The sequence below is a fragment of the Mesorhizobium sp. M7A.F.Ca.CA.004.04.2.1 genome (assembly GCF_004022825.1).
Taxonomy (GTDB): Bacteria; Pseudomonadota; Alphaproteobacteria; order Rhizobiales; family Rhizobiaceae; genus Mesorhizobium.
In genome coordinates this window covers 1-2,102 of sequence record NZ_RZPH01001022.1, presented here as the reverse complement: position 1 = coordinate 2,102, position 2,102 = coordinate 1, and the positions used below count along the sequence as shown (strand labels likewise).

General features: G+C 62.6%; 3 protein-coding genes. 2 read left to right on the top strand and 1 reads right to left on the bottom strand.

What is annotated here, in order from left to right; translation table 11 throughout:
• Together EN893_RS30670 and EN893_RS30665 are read left to right on the top strand one after the other, a co-directional pair.
• Positions 1 to 380 (top strand): glutathione S-transferase family protein (locus EN893_RS30670; RefSeq protein ID WP_164898167.1); only part of this gene is annotated, 380 nt, incomplete at its 5' end.
• Between the two features lie 64 nt (positions 381 to 444).
• Positions 445 to 1,101 (top strand): DUF1629 domain-containing protein, encoded by a 657-nt coding sequence (locus EN893_RS30665; RefSeq protein WP_127271364.1) that lies wholly within the window; start codon positions 445 to 447, stop codon positions 1,099 to 1,101.
• Positions 1,102 to 1,103: 2 nt separating this feature from the next.
• Here EN893_RS30665 and EN893_RS30660 read toward each other — a convergent pair whose 3' ends face one another.
• Positions 1,104 to 2,015 (bottom strand): agmatinase, encoded by a 912-nt coding sequence (locus EN893_RS30660; protein ID WP_127271362.1) that lies wholly within the window; start codon positions 2,013 to 2,015, stop codon positions 1,104 to 1,106.
• Positions 2,016 to 2,102: the final 87 nt, after the last annotated feature.

Sequence of the window (2,102 nt, the reverse complement as noted above, 5' to 3'; positions counted from 1 at the left end):
GGGGCAAGGAGCACTTCGCATTCGCTTGCGACATGGTGCATTTCGAACGTGGGACCAAACAGCGGTACGGCATCGGCCCGATCGATCAGAAGCGGGTGGAGGAGGGCCTAAACCAATTCCATACGGCCGCGGCAATACTCGACGCCGTGCTTGCCGAGCGGCAGTGGCTGGTCGGGAATTCGGTTTCCTATGCCGATTTTCGAATGGCGACCTTCCTGCCGTTCAACGAAGCCGCCAGATTGCCGCTCGACGATTATTCCTCTGTCAGCCGCTGGTACCGTCGGCTTGAAGACATCGGCGCCTGGCGTGACCCTTTCAAGGGGATGGATGCACCCGAATTGCCGCCGGTGCCGCAAACGGCTGTCGCGGACCAGCGGTGAGAACGCGCGCGAAGAGCCGCGCAGCAGGCCGAGCCTACCAAGGCAATGATGTGCGGGGGATCGGATGAATATCTATGTCCTGAGCGTGGTCGAAGGACAGGAATGGGTCCTTCCCCGACAGGCGGACGACTACCAGCTGTTTTCGATGCTCTGCGGCCGGAAGCAGACACAATGGCATCCGCCCGGGATGGAGATCCTGTGCGAACACGACGACGGTACGCTCCGGCAATATTCAGATTTTCCATGGCTTGGCGAGCATGTGCTCATCCTGCGGGCGAGGGCGTTGAAGTTGCTTCGGCCAACCCTCGAACCGTACGGTGAATTCCTGCCGCTTCGTGCCGACGAGGCCATATCGCTCTTCAATGTCACCACCGTGATCGATGCGCTGGACGAGGAACGTTCAAAGATCGTTCGCTTTGACGACGGCGGCATAATGGTGATCGAAAGCCTCGTCCTTCGAGCGGACGCAATCGGCGGTACCGAGACATTCAAGCTGCCCGAGCGTGCCGATGGGGTGCGAATATCCGATATCTATCTGCAGGAGACGATCGTACGCCGGATCGGGGAGCTTGGGCTCAAGGGCATTGCTTTCAACTTGGTCTGGAGCGACGAGCCGGCCGGACAAGGCAGGATCGAGTACCCAGGTGTGGAAAAGGGCATTTCAACCGCAAGCTCGCTCACGCGCCTTTGGGCCGGTCTGCGGCGAAAAGCAGGGTTTTGATATCAAACCTGCCGGACGACGGTGCCGACCACATTGACGAGAAGGCGCGCGGCGGTCAGCGCTGACAGGCCGTCGATATCGGCCGGAGGATAGAACTCGACAAGGTCGAACCCTGCGATCCGGGCCCGTCTGCCGAGGCCGGCGATCAGGTCGATCACCTGCGTGTAGGTGAGACCGCCGGGTGTACGCGCCGCCACGCCCGGCATGACGCTTGGATCGAGGCTGTCGCAGTCGAGGGTGACGACAACCCGCGCGCCTTCCGGAATATGCCGGAGCGCGGCTTCGACGCCCTGAGCGTGAACCTCGCGGGCGGTCACGAAGTGGCTGCCATAGCGCCGTGCCGCTTCGATCTCGGTGATGCGTGCGCTGCCGACGCTGCGCAGGCCGACTTGCACCATGCCTGCGACATGCGGCATCTCGCTCGCCCTGCGCATCGGGCTCGAATAGCCGTGGCGTTCGCCATACACCTCGTCGCGCCAGTCGATATGGGCGTCGATCTGCAGGACCCAGACCGGCCCGTGCTCCGCAAAGCCGGCGAGGAAGGGAATGGTCATGGAACAGTCGCCGCCGATCAGGATCGGCACGGCCGGCAATGCCAGGATTTCGCGCGTTTTTGCCTCGATCCTGACCCTGTTGCCGGCATTGTCATGCATGGTGGTCAAGATATCGCCGGCGTCGATGCAAGAGGCCGGCTTGCCGTCGAACAGCGGGCCGCCGAGATCGAAATCCCAGTGCTCGACGAACGCGGCATCGTCCTGGCTCGCAACGCGGATCGCATCCGCCGCCAAGGCATGGCCGCGGCTGTCCTTGCCGGGATAAGTGCTGCCGTGACCGGCCCCGAAGATCACCGCGCGGGGCATGTGACCATCTGCGAGACGGTCTGGAAAGCCGAGAAAGGGAGGCGAGGGGGTCATGCCTTGATGGATCCTGATGATGCTTAGCGCACGCCGATCGGGTGCGGTTAAGTCAAGCGCCCCGGCTTCAGCTTTGTGCCGATTGGG